20 protein-coding genes and 1 pseudogene are annotated in these 18284 nt (G+C 75.0%); 11 read left to right on the forward strand and 10 right to left on the reverse strand.

The window, feature by feature from the left end; all coding sequences use genetic code 11:
* Positions 1–91: 91 nt before the first annotated feature.
* The 5 genes from ACFV3R_RS16460 to ACFV3R_RS16480 all read right to left on the reverse strand — a co-directional run bounded on the left by ACFV3R_RS16460 (position 92) and on the right by ACFV3R_RS16480 (position 3974).
* A complete protein-coding gene (locus ACFV3R_RS16460) occupies positions 92–1105 on the reverse strand; it encodes an SDR family NAD(P)-dependent oxidoreductase (RefSeq protein ID WP_385582281.1) in 1014 nt (337 codons plus the stop codon).
* 126 nt (positions 1106–1231) lie between these two features.
* On the reverse strand, positions 1232–2188 hold the full coding sequence (locus ACFV3R_RS16465) for an LLM class F420-dependent oxidoreductase (RefSeq protein WP_385582284.1): 957 nt from the start codon (positions 2186–2188) through the stop codon (positions 1232–1234).
* A 124-nt stretch (positions 2189–2312) separates the two neighbouring features.
* Positions 2313–2546: a DUF2277 domain-containing protein gene (locus ACFV3R_RS16470; RefSeq protein ID WP_385582287.1), complete on the reverse strand. Its 234-nt coding sequence runs from the start codon at positions 2544–2546 to the stop codon at positions 2313–2315.
* Between the two features lie 106 nt (positions 2547–2652).
* The gene (locus ACFV3R_RS16475; protein WP_385582290.1) at positions 2653–2841 is read right to left on the reverse strand and encodes a hypothetical protein; all 189 of its coding nucleotides are present in this window, start codon (positions 2839–2841) and stop codon (positions 2653–2655) included.
* Between the two features lie 329 nt (positions 2842–3170).
* Positions 3171–3974, reverse strand: coding sequence for a TVP38/TMEM64 family protein (locus tag ACFV3R_RS16480; protein ID WP_385582293.1), 804 nt, complete (start codon positions 3972–3974; stop codon positions 3171–3173).
* 128 nt (positions 3975–4102) lie between these two features.
* On the opposite strand from ACFV3R_RS16480, the gene ACFV3R_RS16485 reads away from it, so the two are divergent.
* A complete protein-coding gene (locus ACFV3R_RS16485; protein ID WP_385582296.1) occupies positions 4103–5044 on the forward strand; it encodes a spermidine synthase in 942 nt (313 codons plus the stop codon).
* A 69-nt stretch (positions 5045–5113) separates the two neighbouring features.
* Here ACFV3R_RS16485 and ACFV3R_RS16490 read toward each other — a convergent pair whose 3' ends face one another.
* Positions 5114–6475 (reverse strand): MFS transporter, encoded by a 1362-nt coding sequence (locus ACFV3R_RS16490; RefSeq protein WP_385582299.1) that lies wholly within the window; start codon positions 6473–6475, stop codon positions 5114–5116.
* A gap of 142 nt (positions 6476–6617) precedes the next feature.
* Between ACFV3R_RS16490 and ACFV3R_RS16495 the strand changes: the two genes are divergently transcribed.
* The 3 genes from ACFV3R_RS16495 (at position 6618) to ACFV3R_RS16505 (ending at position 8882) form a co-directional block, all read left to right on the forward strand.
* On the forward strand, positions 6618–7076 hold the full coding sequence (locus ACFV3R_RS16495) for a DUF4442 domain-containing protein (protein ID WP_385582302.1): 459 nt from the start codon (positions 6618–6620) through the stop codon (positions 7074–7076).
* Between the two features lie 195 nt (positions 7077–7271).
* Positions 7272–7943: a DedA family protein gene (locus ACFV3R_RS16500; protein WP_385582305.1), complete on the forward strand. Its 672-nt coding sequence runs from the start codon at positions 7272–7274 to the stop codon at positions 7941–7943.
* 120 nt (positions 7944–8063) lie between these two features.
* Positions 8064–8882, forward strand: a complete 819-nt coding sequence (locus ACFV3R_RS16505) for an acyltransferase (protein ID WP_385582309.1) — start codon at positions 8064–8066, stop codon at positions 8880–8882.
* Here the strand turns inward: ACFV3R_RS16505 and ACFV3R_RS16510 are convergent.
* A pseudogene (locus tag ACFV3R_RS16510) lies at positions 8841–9170 on the reverse strand (EamA family transporter); the annotation flags it as partial. The gene ACFV3R_RS16505 and the pseudogene ACFV3R_RS16510 overlap by 42 nt on opposite strands.
* Positions 9171–9218: 48 nt before the next feature.
* On the opposite strand from ACFV3R_RS16510, the gene ACFV3R_RS16515 reads away from it, so the two are divergent.
* Complete coding sequence (locus ACFV3R_RS16515; protein ID WP_385582312.1) at positions 9219–9782, forward strand: YbaK/EbsC family protein; 564 nt, start codon at positions 9219–9221, stop codon at positions 9780–9782.
* Between the two features lie 39 nt (positions 9783–9821).
* On the opposite strand, the gene ACFV3R_RS16520 is transcribed toward ACFV3R_RS16515, so the two are convergent.
* The gene (locus tag ACFV3R_RS16520) at positions 9822–10325 is read right to left on the reverse strand and encodes a GNAT family N-acetyltransferase (protein WP_385582315.1); all 504 of its coding nucleotides are present in this window, start codon (positions 10323–10325) and stop codon (positions 9822–9824) included.
* Positions 10326–10335: 10 nt separating this feature from the next.
* The gene (locus ACFV3R_RS16525) at positions 10336–10800 is read right to left on the reverse strand and encodes a CoA-binding protein (protein WP_385582318.1); all 465 of its coding nucleotides are present in this window, start codon (positions 10798–10800) and stop codon (positions 10336–10338) included.
* Between the two features lie 148 nt (positions 10801–10948).
* Between ACFV3R_RS16525 and ACFV3R_RS16530 the strand changes: the two genes are divergently transcribed.
* Positions 10949–11575: a YigZ family protein gene (locus ACFV3R_RS16530; protein ID WP_385582321.1), complete on the forward strand. Its 627-nt coding sequence runs from the start codon at positions 10949–10951 to the stop codon at positions 11573–11575.
* Between the two features lie 50 nt (positions 11576–11625).
* On the opposite strand, the gene ACFV3R_RS16535 is transcribed toward ACFV3R_RS16530, so the two are convergent.
* The gene (locus ACFV3R_RS16535; RefSeq protein WP_385582324.1) at positions 11626–12282 is read right to left on the reverse strand and encodes a TetR/AcrR family transcriptional regulator; all 657 of its coding nucleotides are present in this window, start codon (positions 12280–12282) and stop codon (positions 11626–11628) included.
* 115 nt (positions 12283–12397) lie between these two features.
* Here ACFV3R_RS16535 and ACFV3R_RS16540 point away from each other — a divergent pair, with 115 nt between their 5' ends.
* The 5 genes from ACFV3R_RS16540 to ACFV3R_RS16560 all read left to right on the forward strand — a co-directional run bounded on the left by ACFV3R_RS16540 (position 12398) and on the right by ACFV3R_RS16560 (position 18276).
* Positions 12398–12919 (forward strand): PH domain-containing protein, encoded by a 522-nt coding sequence (locus ACFV3R_RS16540; RefSeq protein ID WP_385582327.1) that lies wholly within the window; start codon positions 12398–12400, stop codon positions 12917–12919.
* On the forward strand, positions 12916–14397 hold the full coding sequence (locus tag ACFV3R_RS16545) for a PH domain-containing protein (protein WP_385582330.1): 1482 nt from the start codon (positions 12916–12918) through the stop codon (positions 14395–14397). Before ACFV3R_RS16540 ends, ACFV3R_RS16545 begins: the two co-directional genes overlap by 4 nt.
* Before the next feature lie 313 nt (positions 14398–14710).
* Positions 14711–15628, forward strand: a complete 918-nt coding sequence (locus ACFV3R_RS16550) for an alpha/beta hydrolase (RefSeq protein ID WP_385582333.1) — start codon at positions 14711–14713, stop codon at positions 15626–15628.
* 118 nt (positions 15629–15746) lie between these two features.
* Complete coding sequence (locus ACFV3R_RS16555; RefSeq protein ID WP_385582335.1) at positions 15747–16661, forward strand: LysR family transcriptional regulator; 915 nt, start codon at positions 15747–15749, stop codon at positions 16659–16661.
* Between the two features lie 268 nt (positions 16662–16929).
* Positions 16930–18276 carry an MFS transporter gene (locus ACFV3R_RS16560; RefSeq protein ID WP_385582338.1) on the forward strand — a complete coding sequence of 449 codons (1347 nt, stop codon included), beginning with the start codon at positions 16930–16932 and terminating at the stop codon, positions 18274–18276.
* Positions 18277–18284 lie beyond the last annotated feature (8 nt).

Consider the following 18284-nt stretch of genomic DNA (forward strand, 5'->3'; position numbering starts at 1 on the left):
TGGTAGCTCCGCTACGAGGACTCTCCGGCGCCTTGCGATGCACGGCACCAGACCACGCGACCTCATCGGACGCTCATATGGCAAGGACCCCTCAGGCACCGGGGTGGCGGGCGGCCCGCTCGTTGAACCGGGAGGCGGCCCGCTCGTTGAGGGCACCGAGCATCCGGCGTGCCGCGGCGCCGAGACCCGGAGGCTGGGCGTCGGCGAGGTCGGCTCCCTCCCGTGTGCTGCCGTCACCGTCCGGCACGTCGGCGGGCAGGGCGCGGGCGAACAGGGAGACCAGCCGGTTGGTGGTGGCCGGCGCGAGACCGTGTGCCACCGACACCACCCGCGTGGCAGGCGTCAGCAGCAACCGGGCGCGCCGCCGCAGGACTCCCGAGACGATGCGGGAGGCCGCCCGCTCCGCGTCCATCGACACCACCGGTACGCCGGCCACCGCCGAGAACCAGGCGAACTCCCGCGGCGCGTCGCCGCCGAAACGGGCGTGCAGGTGGGAGCCGGTGCGCATCAGACCGGGGTGGACCGCGGTGACGCTGACGCCGTGCGCCGACTCCTCCGCGCGCAGCCCCTCGGCCAGCGCGCCGACGGCGGACTTGGCGCACGAGTACGGCAGCAGGTGCGGGGTTCCCATCAGACCGCCGACGGAACCGATGAGCGCCAGGCGCCCGCCCGCACGGCTGGCACGCAGGTGCGGCAGCGCGGCGAACGCGGTGTTGACGGTGGTCTCGAAGATCGAGCGCATCGCCTCGTCGAAGCCCGCCGGGCCCAGCGCGGAGGCGGGCGCCACCTGGATGATGCCCGCGTTGGCTATCACCACGTCCAGTCCGCCCGCCGCCTCGGCGGCCTCGTCGACCGCCTTCCGGGTCGCCGCCCGGTCCCGCAGGTCGCACACCGCGGTGCGCACGGACCCGCCACCGGTCTCGCGGAGCGTGTCGGCGGCGGCGGTGAGTTCGTCGCCGTCCCGTGCGAGCAGCGTCACCGTGGCGCCGCGGGCGGCCAGTTCGCGCCCGAGCAGCAGCCCGAGCCCGCGGGAGCCGCCGGTCACGACGGCGGACAGACCTGCCGCGTCGGGTGCGAGGGCGGCGGAGGAGGAGTTGCTCACCATGGTCGAACCTTTCTCAGGAGCTACGGAAGGGGGCCGGGGACCGCACTGCCCGTCCGTCCGCCGACGAGCCGCGCGGCCGGCTCCACCGGTCACCGGCACCGCCTCGCCGGTGCTCGCGGCGGCGGTTCAGCGCGGCAGCGCGGGCAGGACCTCGGTGCGGTAGAAGTCGAAGAAACCGCGCTGGTCCGGGCCGATCTGGCTCACGTAGACGGTGTCGAACCCGGCGTGCGCGTAGGCGGTGACCGCCTCGACGTGGGCGTCGACGTCTGGGCCGCAGGCGACGGCGTCGGCCACCATCTCCCGGGTCACCAGCGTGGACGCCTGCTCGAAGTGGCTCGGCGTCGGCAATACCTGGGCCAGTTCGCCCGGCAGGTGGTCGTTGGGCCAGAGCCGGTGGGCCGTCGAGACGGCCTCGCCCCGGTCCCGGCCCCAGCACACCCTCAGCCCGGCGGCGGCCGGCTTGGAACCACCGCCGGCCTCCCGGAATCCGCGGACGGCCGCGGCGTCGGGCGCCATGGTGATGAAGCCGTCACCGATGCGTCCGGCCAGTTCCAGGGCGGCGGGCCCGAACGCCGAGACGTCGATCGGCACCGGTTCCTCGGGCACGGTGTACAACCGGGCGTTCTCCACGGTGTAGTACCGGCCGTGGTGCGTCACCTCCCTGCCGGACAGGAGCATCCGCATCACGTACACGGCCTCCTCCAGCATCGCCAGGCGCACCGGCGCCGGCGGCCAGGAGTCCCCCAGCACGTGCTCGTTGAGGGCCTCGCCCGAACCCACCCCCAGGCGGAACCGGTTGCCCAGGAGGACCGCGCTGGTCGCCACGGCCTGTGCGGTGACAGCCGGGTGCATGCGTACCGTGGGACAGGTGACGGCGGTCTGGACGGGCAGGGAGGTGGCGTCGGCGAGCGCGCCGATCACCGACCAGACGAACGGGCTCTGTCCCTGCCGGGCGTTCCACGGGTGGTAGTGGTCGGAGATCCACAGCGCCGAGAAGCCGGCGTCCTCCGCCATCCGCGCCTGCTCGACCAGTTCGCGCGGACCGTGTTCCTCGCAGGACAGAAAGTACCCGTACGCCGTCATGGCAGGCCGACCTCGCTCGGTGAAGAGAACGCATCGCGGACCCTTCGCGGGTGTCCGGACCGGCCGGACGGAAACCTTCCCGCCCCGCCCGACGGACACCGGGGGGGCGGGACGGCCTGGAGGCTCAGTGCCCGGTGCGGCGGCCGCCGGGTGCGCCCCGGACCTCCAGCCCGGCCATCAGGTCGCGGGTGGCGTCCGTCACCGCGGCGACCGCGGCGTCGAACACCTCCCGGTTGTGCGCCGCCGGACTGCGGAATCCGGAGACCTTGCGGACGTACTGGAGGGCTGCGGCCGCGATGTCCTCGTCGCGCACCTCAGGCGTGACCGGCGGACGCAGCGTCTTGATGCTTCTGCACATGTCTCCAGTGTGCGCCCGGACCGGCGGTGTGTGCCGGTCCGGCGGGGGAGCGGGGCGGGCCGGGGCGCAGGCGTGAGGCAGGCAGGGCCGGCAGGCGGGGCCGTGGTCAGACGCCGGCGGTCTCGGGGCGGCCTGCGGCCCTGGTCCACGCGGTGAGCAGCCGTGCGTAGGCGGCGCGCTCCTCGGTGGTCCACGCCCGACCGCGGCGGGCCCGGGCGAAGGCGCGTATCGCCTCGTTCACCTCGGCGGCCGTCGGCTGCAGTTCGGCGGTGGAAGGGGTGGAGGACGGGAACATGCAGTCGATGCTAGGGGCTGTCACTGACACTGCGCCCACGTTTTGGGGCCACGGAGCGCCGCCCGACCGGGTGCTGCCCCGGCCGCACCGCCCGGACCTGCCACGATGCCGGCCGGGGCGTCTCGCTGTGAGTGCTCTGTGTGTCCGGACACACACGGCAGGTGCCGCTGCCGGGACGTCCCGCAGCCGCCGGGGAGGGGCCGTTGCCCGGTGGCGTCGCCTGCGTCGGGCTGCTCCGGGGCAGTTGACCCGCGTCGCCCGTCACCCGGCCGACGCCCCCTGCCCACCGGTCGGAGGTCTCTCCTCCCGCCGCTCGGGCCCGCGGGTCCTCAGGCGACGTCGCCGAGGCGCTCGGCACGTGCGGGTCCGGGCCGGTCGGCGGTGTCGGAGGAATGACTGGAGGAGGCCAGCATGACCGGCTCGCTCCCGCGGCGCCGCCAGGGCAACTGCCGTCGCCGGCGCCACGCCACCACGGCGGCGACCAGCCCGGGCACCACGATCACCCCCACCGACACCAGGAACAGCGGTGAGGTCGGGCTGGTGGCACGGGACCCGGCGATCACGTACGCCGCGGTGTTGGGCAGGCTGCCCAGGGCGGTGGCCAGCAGAAAGGGCGTCAGGCGCATCCGCGAGACCGAGGCGCAGTAGTTGCTCGCGCAGAACGGGACGCCCGGCAGGAAGCGGATGACCAGCACGGAACGGAAGGCGTGGTCACTGAGTTGACGGTCCGCCGCCTGCAACCACCGGGCGCGCAGCAGCGGCCGCAGCGCCCGCTGTCCCAGCGCCCGGCCCAGCAGGAACGCCAGTCCCGCGCCGATGACGGTGCCCGCGAGTGCGGAGGCCACGCCGTACCCCGTCCCGAACACCGCGCCCGCCGCGACGTTCAGCACCGGGCGCGGGACGAACGCCACGGTGAACACGCCGTAGACGACGGCGTAGACCGCCGCGGCCGGCGGGCCGGAGAGGTAGGCGGGCCAGTGGTGGGTGAGGAGTTGCTGGGGCTGCCACAGGAGCATCAGGGCGGCGGCGGCGCCGAGGAACAGGACGAGAAGAGTGAGGCGGGCCCACGGGGAGAACAGCACGCGCGTGCAGCGCGCGGCGAAACCGTCGGGCGGTGCGGCACGTTGGACCATCTGGGGAGCGTAACCGAGGACGGCCCCGAGCCGCCTCCGGGCAGCACCCGTACGGGACACGGGGGAAGGGCACCGGCCACGCCCGGCCCGCCCACCGCGACCGCCACCCGCACCGGCACAATACGGGCGTGCCCCATGACGACCCCGCGCCGCTCCCCGACCGCCCGACCAGCCCGGAGGGGCCGCGGCCGGCTGCCGACGACCCGCCCGAGGACACCGCGGCAAACCCTGCCGCCCTCCCGGTGGTCCGCGCCGTCGACCACGGTACGGCCAGGCTGCTGCCCGACGTCGACCGGCCGCGGGCGTGGCTGCTGACGGTGGACGACGCGCCGCAGTCCTACGTGGACCTCGACCGTCCGGACCACCTGGAGTTCGAGTACCTGCGCCGGATCGCCCACGTCGTCGGCGTCGCGGCCGCGGAGGGCAGCCCGCTGGACGTCCTCCACCTCGGTGGCGGCGGCCTGAGCCTGCCCCGCCACCTGGCCACCGTCCGACCGGGTTCGCGCCAGCGCGTCGTCGAGTCCGACCGGGCCCTGTCGGCGCTCGTGGCGGAGTTCCTCCCGCTGCCGCCCGGCGCCGACGTGGACCTCGTTGCCGGGGACGCCAGGGAGGCCGTGGAGGCGGCGCCGCCGGCCAGTGCGGACGTGCTCGTCGCGGACGTCTTCACCGGTTCCCGGGTGCCGGCCCGGCTGGCGTCCCTGGAGTACGTGCGCGCCGCGGCACGCGTCCTGCGGCCGAGCGGCACCTACGTCGCCAACCTGGCCGACGCGGCCCCCTTCGACTTCCTGCGGGGCCAGCTCGCGGCGCTGGCCGAGACCTTCGCCCACGTCCTCGTCGTGGCGGAGCCGCCGGTGCTCAAGGGCCGCAGGTTCGGCAACCTCGTGGTCGCCGCCTCGCAGGCCGGGCCGGACGTCGCGGAGCTGGGCCGCCGGGTCCGCCGGGACGCCTTCCCGGCGCGGGTGGCCCACGGCGCCGAGGTGCGGCGGCTGACCGCCGGCGCGGTCCCGGTGCGCGACGCGCAGGCCCAACCCTCCCCGCAGCCGCCCCGGGGCACGTTCGGAGTGGGCTGACCGGGCGGGGGCACGGGCCGGACGGGCGCGGGGCTCGCCGGCGCCCGCGGTCCCGGCCTGCGGTCCGGGTCAGCCCGCCGGCGAGGTGGTCTCCTCGCCGCCCGCCGGCACTCCCAGGCCCTTCGTCGTGAACCCGGGCTCCACCGTGGCGGGGCCGGGTACCGCCGGTGCGAGGGCTGCCTCCGCAGGCGTGGTGCTCGTCCCCGTGGTGGCGGCCGGGCGCCGGTGCAGTCGCCGCACGTCGGGTACGCAGAGCACCGCCACGGTGAGGAGGACCACCAGGGCCGAGGCGCCCCACAGCGCCGCCGTCCGCCCGACCGCGTCCTGCACCGGTCCGGCCACGGCCGTGGCCACGGGAACCAGCGCCAGCGACCCCAGCCAGTCATAGGAGGAGACGCGGGAGAACTTCTCCTCCGGGATCTCCTGGTGCAGGGCGGTCATCCAGGACACCCCGAACACCTCCAGGCTGATGCCGGTGGCGAACATCACGGCCGAGAGGGCGGCCGTCGGCAGGGCCAGCGCCAGCGCCGCGGACGGTGCGGCCAGCGGCAGGACGCAGAGCAGGCCGGCGAACAGGACGCGCCGGGGCCTCAGCCGTGTCATGAGCGCGCCGCCCGCCAGGGTGCCCACGCCGAACGCGGCCAGCGCCAGCCCCCACGCGCCCGCCCCGCCCAGCCGGTCCTCGGCCACCAGGGGGCCGTAGACCGACTCGCCGGCCGCCACCACCGCGTTGACCACCGCGAACTGGAGCACCACCGACCACAGCCAGGGACGCCCGACCACCTCGTGCCAGCCCTCCCGCAGGTCCGCCCAGACCCCCTCGCCCGGGACCCGGGCGGGGATGTGGGAGACGTCCAGGAAGGCGCGGAGTGCGCCCGAGGCGGCGAAGGTCGCGGCGTCGGCCGCCAGCACCCACCCCGGCCCCACGGCGCCGACCAGCGCACCGCCGAACGCGGCACCGAGGATGCCGGCGCCGTTGGTGCCCATCCGGAAGACGGCGAAGGCGGGGCCGGAAGAGCCCTCGGGGACGGCGGAGAGGAGCATGCCGCTCGCAGCGGGGGCGAAGAACGCCTGGCCGGTGCCGCCCAGGGCGGCCAGCGACGCCATCTCCCACAGCGCCGGCCGGCCGGTGAGGACCAGCAGCGCGAAGAGGGCCTGCGAGAGGCAGTTGAGGGCGTTCGCGGCGACCATCACCCACTGCCGGGGCAGCCGGTCGGCGACGGCGCCGCCCACCAGCAGGAAGACCACCAGCGGCACGGTCCGCGCCGCGGCCACCAGACCGACGTCGGTACCCGAGCCGCCTGCCGCCAGCACCGCGAAGGCCGAGGCCACCAGAGCCCCGGAGTTGCCCAGGGCGGACAGCACGCTCGCCCCGGTGAGCAGCGAGAAGTTACGCCCGGCCCACGCGGGAAGTCGGGAAGCGTCCACCACGGCGTCCAGTCAGAAGGGGAGGAAGTCGGAGGGGACCACGATACGGGCGGGCCGTCCCTGCTGTCCCCCGGCCTCCCGCCCTGGGGGAGGCCGGGGGGCGCGCAGGGGTGCGCTCGTTGCTACTCGCAGGTAACATGTGGCCATGTCACCTCAGCCCACGCCGGCGATCGGCGAGATACTCAGTTCCACCGTGCCGATGGTCCGCACCCTGAACCTGGAGCTCACCGAGACCACCCCGGAGCGGGCGGTGGCCGTCCTGCCGGACCAGCCCGCCTTCCACAACCACCTCGGCGGCCCGCACGCCGGCGCGATGTTCACCCTCGCCGAGTCCGCCAGCGGCGCCATCGTGCTCGCGGCCTTCGGCGACCAGCTCTCCCGCGCCGTGCCGCTCGCCGTGAGCGCCGAGATCGGCTACGTCAAGCTCGCCATGGGCACGGTGACCGCCACGGCGAAGCTCGGGCGCCCGGTCGCGGAGGTCGTCGCCGAGCTCGACGCGGGCACGCGCCCCGAGTTCCCGGTGCGGGTGTCGATCACCAGGGAGGACGGGGCGGTGACCGCGGAGATGACGGTCGTCTGGACGCTGCGGCCCAAGGACGCCTGAGGGCCGGCGGCCGCCTCCGCCGGGCGCCGCGGCCGGAACCCGGTGGCGGCCGCCCGGGCCCGGTGGAGCCCGGCCCGGGCAGGCCCGATCCGTTACCCTTCCTCGGGGGTGCGTCACGCCGACGACGCCAGGGGGCGTCGGTGTTACGCCGGTACGACGAACCGGCCTCACCCCGTCGAAACGAAGGGGAACGGCGTGGACGTTCAGGCGTGGCTCGACTCCGTACCGGCTGTGGGCGTCTACGCGCTCGTCGCCCTGGTCATCGGGGTGGAGAGTCTGGGCATCCCGCTGCCGGGCGAGATCGTCCTGGTCAGCGCCTCGATCCTGGCGGCGACCGGGGAGCAGGTCAATCCGCTGGTCCTCGGGGTCTGCGCCTCGGCGGGCGCGATCGTCGGCGACTCGCTCGGCTACCTGATCGGACGCAGGGGCGGGAAGCCCCTGCTGGAATGGGCGGGGCGCAGGTTCCCCAAGCACTTCGGGCCCGACCACGTGGCCATGGCCGAGGAGAAGTTCGACCGCTGGGGCATGTGGGCGGTCTTCTTCGGCCGCTTCATCGCCCTGCTGCGCATCTTCGCGGGCCCGCTGGCCGGCGTTCTGAAGATGCCGTACTGGAAGTTCCTCACGGCCAACGCCCTCGGCGGCGTGGCCTGGGCCGGCGGCACCACGGCCCTCGTCTACAGCATCGGCGTGGTCGCCGAGGCCTGGCTCAAGCGGTTCTCGTGGCTGGGGCTGGTGGCCGCGGTGCTCTTCGGCCTGGGCTCCTTCCTCGTCATGAAGCGCCGGGCCGCCAGGTTCGCGGCCGAGCGCGAGGCGCGCGGGACGGCGGGCGCGCAGGAGGAGACGGTCGGGGCGGGCACAGCCGACTGACCCGTCCCGCGGCGAGGACGGGCCCCGCCGCGGTCGCCCGGGGCGGCCTCCTCGCGCCGGGCCCGGGGCCGGCCGGAGCCCGCCGCGCACCGTGAGGTGACCGCTGAGTACGGTGAGCGGGTGCCGAACACCTCGAAGCCCTGGGCAGCCCCGTTCCGTGCCGTCGCGGCCTGGCGCCGGCGGGTGGTCTCGCGCCTGGTACACCGCGGCGCGCGCTGGGTGCGGGAGGCCGGTTCCGTCACGCGGGAACGGCCGGGCCCCTACCGCTTCCGGGCCTTCGGCGAGGGCAGCCGGCTCGCCTACCCGCAGGGCACCGTCTTCGGGGAGCCGTGGATCACGGTGGGCGCGCACTGCGTGATCGGCCAGGGCGTGACCCTGACCGCGGGGATGATGCCCGACCTCGACCTCGGTCCCGACCCGCTGCTCAGCCTCGGTGACGGCGTCGTCCTGGGGCGGGGCACCCATGTGATCGCCGACACCCGCCTCACCATCGGCGACGACACCTTCGTCGGGCCGCACGTCTACCTCACCACCACCAACCACAGCTACGACGACCCGCAGGTGCCGGTGGGACGGCAGTGGCCGCGCTCCGCCCCCGTCGAGATCGGCGCCGGGAGCTGGATCGGCACCGGGGCGGTGATCCTGCCGGGCGCCCGGCTGGGCCGCAACAGCGTCGTCGCGGCGGGCTCGGTGGTCCGCGGCGAGGTGCCCGACCACGCCGTCGTCGCCGGCGCACCGGCGCGGGTGGTGCGGCGCTGGGAGGACGGGCGGGGCTGGCAGCCACCGCTGCGGACGCCGGCACCCACCCCGGTCCCCGAGGGGGTGACGCCGCAGGAGCTGCTGGACATCGCGGCGGCGGACGAGCTGCCCGCGGAACCGGCGGCCGTTCCGGCGCCGTCAACCGGAGGCGAGCAGCACGGTTCCCGTCCCGGCCAGTGAGGCGCCGACCGCCTGCACCCTGCACAGGCGGTCGCCGAGGACACCCCTCGCGGTGAGGGCGGTGACCACCGGGTACAGCGAGGCGAGTACGGCGGCCAGGGTCACCGGGCCGCTCTGCGCGGCCGGCGCGCAGGCGCCGTTGGCCGCGACGTCCGCCTGTCCCACGAAGGCCGGCGCGGGCAGGGCGCGGTGCACCGCGGGCAGGCCGGTGCGCGGCGGGGGAACCGCCGCGGCGCAGGGTGAGCCGCGCCGCCGGGCGCCGGCCGCTGCGGGGCCGCCGTGGAGCACCTGTCCTCGCGGCCCGTCCCGGGCGCGCGGACCTGTATCGTCCGTGCCGTGTTCGTGCATCCCGAGGACGCCTTCGAGGACGTCACCCCCGCCGTCGACCGACTGGACCTGCTGCCCACCCCCGTGGCCGACGCACTGCGGGCCTGGGAAGGCCCCGGGCCGGTGGAAGAGCTGCTGTTCGTGGACAGTGACCCGGCGGTGGCCGACACCGCCGTCTTCGCCGAACGCCACCCGCGCTGGCCGCTGGAGACCTCGGCCAACTGCGTCGTGGTGGCGGGGAAGCGGCAGGGCGAGGTCACCTACGCCGCCTGCCTGGTCCCCAGCCACACCAAGGTGGACGTCAACGGCGCCGTCCGCCGCCGACTCGGCGCCCGCAAGGCGTCGTTCGCGCCGATGGACACGGCGGTGTCGGCCACCGGCATGGAGTGCGGCGGCATCACCCCGGTCGGGCTGCCCGCCGACTGGGCCCTGCTGGTCGACGCGCGCCTGGCCGACCTGGAGTACGTCCTGGTCGGCAGCGGCTCGCGGCGCGGGAAGCTGGTCCTGCCCGGCAAGGCGCTCGCGGCACTGCCCGGCGCGGCTCTGCTGGACGGACTCGGCCTGGCGGTCTGAGGGCCGCGAGCCCGGCTCGCCGCCTCGGCCGGCGGCGGGTCACGGCCGCTCGCGCAGCAGCTCCCGGACGTCGAGCGAGAGGGCCGTGGAGTGCTCCGCGAAGCCCATGGACCGGTACATGCTCTCGGCCTCGCCGGTGGCGTGCAGGTCCACCCGGCTCGCGCCGCGCTCGGCCAGCCACTCCAGCAGTGCCCGGGTCGTCGCCCGCGCGTACCCGCGGCCCCGGTGGCCGGTGTCGGTGCAGACGTTGAAGACGAAGCCGAAGCGGCCCGACGGGTGGCCCGGAGCGGGCAGCCGCTCCTCCAGCCGCCCCACGGCGCAGGCGGCCAGGCGAGGGCGGCCGTCCGGGCCGGGGGAGTCCGCGTCCACGACGAAGGCGCCGAGGACGGGCGTGGGGGCGGCCAGTTGCTCGGCGGTCATGCGGACCGCGCTCTCCTCCCAGGGCCCGGGCTCGTCCCTGCCCTGCATGGCCGCGAACATCAGGCGGCGGAGCCGGACGAGTTCCGGGGCGTCCTCGGGGCGGGCGGGGCGAACGGCGCTCATGCGCCCGAGGCTAGCCCCGGCCGCCGATCCCGAGGCGGGGGATCTCGATGGCCGGACAGCGGTCCATCACCATCTCCAGCCCGGCCTCCCGCACCCGCCGGTAGGCGGCCTCGTCGACCACCCCGAGCTGGAACCAGACGGCCTTCGCCCCCACCTCCAGGGCCTGGTCGGCCACCTCCCCGGCCAGGTCGCTGTTGACGAAGACGTCCACCACGTCGACGGGGAAGGGCACCTGGGCCAGGCTCGGGTAGCCGCGTTCGCCGTGCACCGTCTCGGCCTTCGGGTGGACCGGAACGATCCGCTTCCCGGCGCGCTGCAGGACCCGCGCGACCCCGTAGGCGGCACGCGCGGTGTTGTGCGAGAGGCCGACCACGGCCCAGGTGTCACCGGTGGCGGTGAGGATCTCCCGCACCGCCGCGTCCACGTCCGCCGCGCTCACCGCTCGCCGCCCCGTGCCTTCCGTGCCGCCGTCCATGTCGTCCTCCGCCGCAGTCCTCCGCCGACGCGGCCTGCTGCCGCGTCCGCTGGGCACAACGCCGTGGTACCAGCCCCGGATTCCCGCCCGTCCACCGGGACCGGTCGGGGCCCGGGAACCGTCCGGGAGTCCGGCATAGGGTGGCGTGATGCAGGACGAGTACCGCACCGTGGCCCGGGCCGGCGAGCACGAGATCGAGATCAACAAGTCGCGCTTCCTGTGCCGGCTGGAGCCGGTCGCCTCCGAGCAGGAGGCGCAGGAGGTGCTGGCGCGCGTCCGGCGCACCCACCCGACCGCCCGGCACCACTGCTTCGCCTACGTCCTCGGTGCGGACGCCGGCGTCCAGAAGGCCGGTGACGACGGTGAGCCCGGCGGTACCGCCGGCGTCCCCATGCTGCAGATGCTGACCCGGCGCGAGGTGCGCTGCACCGTCGCCGTGGTCAGCCGCTGGTTCGGCGGGGTGAAGCTGGGCGCCGGCGGGCTGATCCGGGCCTACGGCGGGGTGGTGGGGGAGACACTGGACGTGGTCGGCACGACGGTGCGGCGACGGCGGAGGCTGGTGAGCGTCGTCGTCGACCACGAACGGGCCGGGAAGGTCGAGAACGAGCTGCGCGCCACCGGCCACGCCGTGCGGGAGGTCGTCTACGGGGCCGAGGTCCGGATCGAGGTGGCGCTCCCGGAGTCCGCACTCGACGGGTTCCGCCGGCGGCTCGCCGACGCCACCGCGGGCACCGCCCGGGTCGAACCCGGCGGCGAGGTCTACGGCGAGGACTGAGACTCTGGGGGCCGGGCCCGGCCGGGCCGGGCCGCGTCCGCGGGCGGGTGTCAGGAGGGCACGGGTGCGCCCGCGCGCGGGCTCCGTCCGTCCCGGCAGGAGGGCGGCGGTGCCGTGAAGAGCTCCGCCAACTGCCCGTCCAGCAGGCGGACCGCGTCCTGCGCGCCCTGCACGTCCAGCACGACGTAGCTGCTGAGCCCCTCGACGAGACAGATGAGCCGCATGGCCTCGGACTCCGGGTCGCGCCCCGCGGCCACCTCGCCCCGGTCCTGCGCCCGGCGGAGCTGGTCGGCGAAGAAGGCGCGCAGGTTCGGGATACCGGCCCGGGCGTGCGCGCCGAGGCTCTCGTCGTGCACGGCGCGTACGAAGTAGGCCACCCCCACCAGGTAGCCGGTGCGGCTCCGCTCGTCCAGCGGCAGCATGCCCAGCAGGCTCTCGCGCAGGACCTCGTGGGGGGTGGGCTCCCGGCCCAGCGACTCGATCCGCTTCCGGATGCCCGCCTCCGCCAGGTGGTTCATGCGCTCCAGGGCGAAGAGCAGCATCTCGTCCCTGGTGCGGAAGTAGTGCTGGAGGCGGCCCAGGGAGATGCCGGCCTCGGCGGCCACGTCCCGCAGGCTCGCGCCCTCCAGCCCCCGGGTCCCGGCGATGCGGAACAGCGCCTCCGCGATCTCCGTGCGCCGGGCCTCGTGGTCCACCTGCTTGGGCACCGTCACTCCGTCCTTTCACAAGTCACCTGTATTGTATGCTGCCGGTTGCAATACAGTTGACTTGTCACGGTGCCGTCCGCCTGTTCCGGGCGCGCACCGGGAACGGGGGTTCACCATGACCGTCAGCACACCGCCCACGCGGCTGCGACCGCCGCGCCACCGCGTCGACCCGCGGGCCAGGAGGTGGTGGACCGCCCAGGCGCTGCTCTGCCTCAGCGGCCCGCTGCTCCTGACCGCCCTCGCCACGGCGGTGCTCGCCCGGCTGTTCTTCGCCGGCACGCTCCCGTGGCTCCTCCCGCTGCTCGCCGTGGTGCTGGTGGCGCCCGCGCTCGTCCACCTCCTCGCCGTGCCGCGCATGCGGTACGCCGTGCACGGCTGGGAGGTGGGGAGCGAGGCGGTGTACGCGGCGAGCGGCTGGTGGTGGCGCAGGCGCCGCATCGCGCCGCTGTCCCGGGTGCAGACGGTGGACACGGTGCAAGGTCCGCTGCAACGCCGCTTCGGCCTCGCGACGGTCGTCGTCACCACCGCCTCCACCGCCGGCGACGTCCGGATCGCGGGACTCTCGGACGCGGCCGCCGAGGAACTGGCGCGCCGGGTGGGCCGTGCCGCGCAGGCGGTTGCGGGGGACGCCGCGTGAGCGCCGCCGCCGTGCAGGAGACCGACTGGCGCGGCCTGGACCGGCGGACGCTCCTCGTCCACTGCGGCTGGCTGGGCGCCCCGCTCGGTTCCCTCGGCCTCACCGCACTCGCCACCGGCGGCCGGATCGAACGCGGTACCTGGCTCACCCTCGCCGGGCTCACCCTGGCCTTCGTCGCCGTCCTCGCGGCCGGCCTCGTCCGGCGGTCCCGCACCGCCTACCGGGTCACGGACGAGGCGCTGGAGGTGCGCTCGGGGCTGCTGACCCGGCGCCGGCGCAGCATCCCGCTGCACCGCGTCCGCACCGTGGACCTGACCGCCTCACCGCTCCACCGTCTGCTGGGCGTGACCGTGCTGCGCGCCGGGACGGCCGGGATGGGGGAGGGGGAACTCGCCCTGGACGCCCTGTCCGTACCCGAGGCGGAGCGGCTGCGCACCCGGCTGTTGGCCCGCGCCGGGGCACAGGCCACGGACGGCGACCCGGTGGTCTCCCGCCTCAACTGGCGCTGGCTGCGGTACGCGCCGCTGACCTTCTGGGTGGTCGGCGGGGTCCTGGCCGTCGCCGGAACGGTCTACCGCACGCTCGACGGCGTCGGCATGGAGCCGTGGCGACTGCCCTGGATCCGGCACGCCTTCGCGGAGTTCGGCGCGAGCGCGCTGTGGCTGACGGTACCGGCGGCCCTCCTCGGCGTCCTGGCCCTGGGCGTCCTGGGCGCCCTCGTCCTGTACGGGGAGAACTGGTGGGGCTACCGCCTGGAGTGGACCGGGACGCGCGACCTGCGGGTGCGGCGCGGCCTGGTCGCCACCCGCGCGGTGACGGTCGAGAGGGCCCGGCTGCGAGGTGTGGTGCTACGCGAACCCCTGCTGCTGCGGGCCGGTGGCGGCGCGCTGCTCGACGCCGTGGCGGGCGGCCTCGGCGACCGCGAGGACAACCGCCGGCGCAGGGCGTTGCTGCCGCCCGCCCCGCGCGACGAGGCGCTGCGCACGGCCGCCGGCGTCCTGCGACGTCCGCTGCCCGAGCCGCGGTCGCGGCCGCACCCGGACGCCCTGCGCCGCCGCCGGATCCGCGGGCTCCTCCTCGTCGTGGTGCCGGGCACACTGGCGCTGGCGGTCCCCGGGGTCTGGTGCGCCCCCGTGCTCCTGCCCTGGGCCGGTGTCCACCTGGTGCTTGCCGGCCTCGTGGCGCGGTGGCTGGCCCGCGACGCCTACCGCAGCCTCCGCCACGGTCTGGACGGCGACCACCTGGTGGTCCGCTCGGGCACGTTCAGCCGGGACACGGTGGTCCTGCGGCGGGACGCGGTGGTGGGGTGGACGTTCACCGACTCGCCGTTCGGGCGCAGGGCGGGGATGGTGACGCTCACCGCGGCCGTCGCGGCGGGGGAGGAGGGCTACCGGCTCCGTGACCTGCCCGCGGCCGACGCCCCCGCCTTCGCCGCCGGGGCGACCCCGGGCGTCCTGGAGGAGTTCCTGGCGCGGTAGTCCGCTCCGGACCTCAAGTCCGGGTCCGGCCGTCAGCGCCGAGCCGCCCGGGAAGCCGGACAGCAGCCCGACCCACGCCTGGTTCGGATCGAACGTCTCAAAACCGGGGATGCCACTCTGCGCGAGCGCCTGAGCAGGAAGAACACCGGACTGGACGCCCTGCAGGAGTTCCAGGCCACGGCTTTCTCCCGCCTCGCGGCCCAGCACGACGAGATCACCACGCTTCGACGACGGACTGACGCCACCCCGGCGGCGTCAGTCCGCACACTTCCTCGATAGCGTGGAGTGGAGACCCGAGTGACGAGGAGGGCGCGTGCGACTCGCGCTGGACACACTGTTCGCCGACGTGCCCGCCGAGCAGGTCGATGAAGCTCGTGACTTCTACAGGTCGAGGGCGGCAGGCCGTGGCCCCGGCACACTGGAGGAGCTCAAGGAGGCCCGAGCGAAGAGGTCTGCTCCTCACGCCGCCGATCCGCCTGCCGTCGAAGAGACGATCGAAGTCGCGGAAGCGCGTGTCCCCGTCCGGATCTTCACTCCTGTCGACGGTCCGCCGCAGGGCGTCTACCTGGACATACACGGCGGCGGCTTCTACATGGACTCCGCAGCGCGAGGAGACGGACGCAACCGCGAGCTCGCAGACGCCCTGCACCTCGCCGTTGTCAGCGTCGACTACCGGCTGGCCCCGGAGAACCCCTGGCCGGCGGCGCCCGACGACTGCGAAGCGGCGGCGCTCTGGCTCGTCGAAGAAGCCGGTGCCCGCTTCGGGACGTCCCGACTTGCGATCGGCGGGAGCTCCGCGGGAGCCACACTCGCTCTGGCCACCCTGCTCCGGCTGAGGGACAGAGGCTGCGTCGGCCGATTCACCGGCGCCGCGCTCCAGTTCGGGACCTACGACCTGAGCGCACGCACCCCGGCCGGACGCCGCATCGCGGACGAATACTTCATCCAGGCGTACGCAGGTCATGTGGAAGACCGCACTGTTCCCGACATCTCTCCCGTCTTTGGCGTTCTTCGCGGGCTCCCCCCGACGCTGCTGGTCGTCGGAAGCGCAGACGTGTTGCTGGAGGACAACCTGGCGCTGGCAGGCCGGTTGTCAGCGGCGGGCAACGACGTCGAGCTCCGGGTCTACCCCGAGGCGCCCCACGGCTTCACGGGCCACCCCACGGCAATGGCCAGGACGGCGCTCAGCCGCGTCGACTCCTGGCTGCGCGACCGGATCACGCACTCGTAGGGACTGACCGCGGTAGCGCGGCGTCGGGCATGCGGAGAAGCGCCCCCCGGAACCTACCGGCGGCTACCTGGTCCCTGAGGCCCGGGCCAGGACTCCGGGGCCGTACTACCGTGCGCCTGTGGAGATACGTCACCTCACAGGCTTCGTGGCGGTCGCCGAAGAGCTGCACTTCGGCCGGGCCGCCGAGCGTCTGCACGTCGCGCAGTCGCCGCTCAGCCAGCAGATCCGCCGCCTGGAGCGGGACCTGGGGGTGAAGCTCTTCGACCGCACCACCAGGACGGTGCGGCTCACCCAGGCCGGGCAGGCGCTGCTGGAGCCGGCCCGGCACCTGCTCGCCGAGGCGTCCGCGGTCCGGCGGGCGGTGCGGGCGGCGCACCAGGGCGAGGCCGGGCGGGTCACGGTGGGGTTCGCCGGTGCCAGCAGCTACGCCGCGCTGCCCCACCTCACCCGGGCGGTGACCTCCGAACTCCCCGGCATCGAGCTGGTGCTGGAGGGGCAGACCTACGCAGGCGAGGCGATGAGCCGGATCGCCGACGGCACCCTGGACCTGGGGTTCGTCGCCCTGCCCGTCCGGCGCGGCATCGCCACCCGGGTCGTGCGGATGGAGCGCCTGGTGCTGGCGCTGCCGGACAGCCACCCGCTCGCCGGGCGCGAGGAGGTGACCTTCACCGACCTCGCCGACGAGCCCTTCGTCACCTTCCCGCTCTCCCGCGGCTCGGCAGTGCGCGAGGCGACGGTGCAGGCCTGCCACGAGGCGGGTTTCGCCCCGCGCATCAGCCAGGAGGCACCGGACTCCTACACCATGCTGGCCCTGGTGGGCGCGGGCATCGGCATCGCCGTCGTGGTGGAGTCGGCGCGCAACATCCACCTGGCGCACGTGGTCTTCCGCCCGCTCGCCGGCCGGGACGTACCGGTGCTTCCCATCGCGCTCGGCTGGCGCACCGGTAACCGGTCCGCCGCACTCCGCGCGGTGCTGCGGGTGGCGGAGAAGGCGCTGCCCACACCGCAGGACGCGGCGGGCGCGGAGAGCTGAGGGCGGTTGGGCGGAACGCGGTGCTCCACCGTCCGCGCGACGGCCGCGGGGCGCCGGGCCGCAGCGAACCGCCGGGCGCAGACGGCCCGTCGGACGGTCCGGGTACCGCACTGTGTGCGAACCCGTCTTGTTCGCCGGCGAAATCGGTCTTGGACAGGTCCTAATCGGGGCGGCAGAGTGACCCGTGTCCCGCGACGGAGCGCAGACCGGACCAGGGGTACGGGTCCTTCGCCGTGGCCGGACATGCCGCTACGAGAGGACGCTCGTCATGCAGCACCACGCCCCGCCGCCCGCCCCCGCCGACCCGCTCGCCGCCACCCGGGCCCGCAGAGCCGGCGTGACCGCCTTCGTCGGCACGACCATCGAGTGGTTCGACTTCTACATCTACGGCTCGGCATCCGCACTCGTGCTGGGCAAGGTCTTCTTCGCCGGCGCCTCACCGGCCGTCGGCACCCTCGCGGCCTTCGCCACCTTCTGGGTCGGCTTCCTGGCCCGACCGCTCGGCGGCCTGGTCTTCGGCCACTTCGGCGACCGCTACGGCCGCAAGAAGGCACTGGTCACCACCCTGAGCCTGATGGGCTGCTCGACCCTGGCCGTCGGACTGCTGCCCGGGTACGCGCAGATCGGCGCGGCGGCCCCCGTCCTCCTCGTCGTGCTGCGGATGATCCAGGGCGTGGCGGTGGGCGGCGAGTGGGGCGGCGCGGTCCTCATCGCCACCGAACACGCCCCGCCGGGACGCAAGGTGCTCTACGGCGCCTTCGCCCAGCAGGGCTCGCCGGTCGGCAACCTCCTGGCCACCCTCGCCTTCCTCGGCATCGCCCAACTCCCCGACGCCGCCTTCGAGAGCTGGGGCTGGCGCCTCCCCTTCGTCGCCTCCGCCGTCCTCGTCGCCGTCGGCCTCTTCGTCCGGCTCCGGCTCGCCGAGACCCCGGAGATGGTGCGCGCTCTCGAACGCGGCCGGACCAGCCGGCTGCCGATCAGGGACGTGCTCACCGGCTACCCGGTCCTGGTGGTCCTCGCGGTGCTCGCCGGAGTGGCGGGCGTCGCCCTGACCTACGTCAAGACGACCTTCGCCCTCTCCTGGGCGACCACCGACCTCGGCTACGACCGCACGGCCTTCCTGACCGTCATCTCCGTCGCGCTGGTGGTGCAGGTCCTCGTCCAGCCCTTCGGCGCCGTGCTCGCCGACCGGTGGACGGTGCGCCGGGCCGTGCTGTGGATGCTGCTGCCGGAGTTCGCGCTGCTGCCGCTGATGTTCGTCCTGGTCGGGACGGGCAACCTGGGGCTCGCCGCCCTCGGCATGGCGCTGGCCACCTTCCCGCACGCCATGTACTACGCCGCGCTCGCCGGCATCCTCGCCCGCGTCTTCCCCGTCCAGATCCGCTACACCGGCATGTCCCTGGCGTACCAGGCGTGCACCGCGCTGTTCGCCGGGACCGCGCCCATCGTCTCGCAGTCCCTGCTGACGGCCACCGGCTCCATCTGGCCGGTCGTCGCCCTCGGCCTCGGCTACACGGCGGTGACGCTCGGCGGCGTCCTGCCGCTGCTGACCCGGCTGGACCGCCGGCACCAACCGGCCCCCGCCGCCCCCCTGACCGCCCCGCACGCCGCCTGAGCCCCACC

The organism is Streptomyces sp. NPDC059740 (genome assembly GCF_042733155.1).
Taxonomy (GTDB): Bacteria; Actinomycetota; Actinomycetes; order Streptomycetales; family Streptomycetaceae; genus Streptomyces.